The sequence below is a fragment of the Chromatium okenii genome (genome assembly GCF_016583745.1).
Lineage (GTDB): Bacteria > Pseudomonadota > Gammaproteobacteria > Chromatiales > Chromatiaceae > Chromatium > Chromatium okenii.
Genome location: NZ_NRRQ01000109.1, coordinates 1 through 825 on the forward strand (window position 1 = coordinate 1; position 825 = coordinate 825).

1 protein-coding gene and 1 pseudogene are annotated in these 825 nt (G+C 51.3%); both read left to right on the forward strand.

Going from position 1 to position 825, the window contains the following annotated elements; all coding sequences use genetic code 11:
• The first annotated feature begins 323 nt into the window (after nt 1-323).
• Entirely contained in the window at nt 324-653 is a 330-nt protein-coding gene (locus CKO12_RS14380) for an RpnC/YadD family protein (RefSeq protein WP_338032770.1), read from the forward strand.
• 69 nt (nt 654-722) lie between these two features.
• Nucleotides 723-825, forward strand: a pseudogene (locus CKO12_RS15520) (Rpn family recombination-promoting nuclease/putative transposase); the annotation flags it as partial.

Below are 825 nucleotides of genomic sequence, written 5' to 3' on the forward strand. Positions count from 1 at the left end.
CTTCACGCCTCCTTGTCTCGACATGCCCCTAGCCGCGCCTGGCAATCCTTTGCCCTGACCTTAAAGCAGAGCGCACACATCCATGTGCTTTGACCGCTGCTAAGGGCTGCTATGCGCTTCCTGCGCGGCGCGGTGGAGACGGCTTCCATGCCCCGAATGCAGGATCAATACTACTCCCAAATCGTAACCTGGCCAATGGGAAAAGTTCCCTATTTATATGGGAATTTTCTGAAATTTGGCAGCTAGTGGTTATCAGGATGTGAACTATATGGTGGCATAATGCGAGTAGTGGACACATTTATTACCGGAGGGAGAAGTTGACCATGGCCAAGATTGCCCACGAACCAGTAAAACGCGCCATGAGCCGCATTCGTGAACTCAGTGCTGACGAGGAAGCCCGCCGGCTCGCTTTCGTCAGAGAACGGGCTCTGCGCGATGAGGTATCGCAGCTAAATGAGGCTAGACAAGAAGGTCGACAAGAGGGTCGACAAGAAGGAATAAAAGAGGGACAAAAAAAAGGACGACAAGAGGCTAATGCCGAAACCGCCCGAAACCTTATAAAAACTAATGCACTAACCGATGAACAGATCGCCCAGGCAACCGGCTTAACTCAGGAGGAAGTAGCTCAACTGCGTTCTGAGCAGCAGGAATAGCGCCTCGTTTAGCTGTGCTAAACTGAGCCATCTCTTCTGGGTGGCTAATGCTAGATATACTCTACTTCCATGACCGAACTACTCTCCCCTACTAACGACTACGTCTTCAAACGCCTCTTTGCCGAAGCACCAGACCTGTTAGTAGATTTGATCAACGACCTGCGCCCAGATC

Bases quoted from the DNA above. Each gene is read 5' to 3' on its own strand.
- CKO12_RS14380 (WP_338032770.1), top strand. From the start codon at position 324: ATGGCCAAGATTGCCCACGAACCAGTAAAACGCGCCATGAGCCGCATT.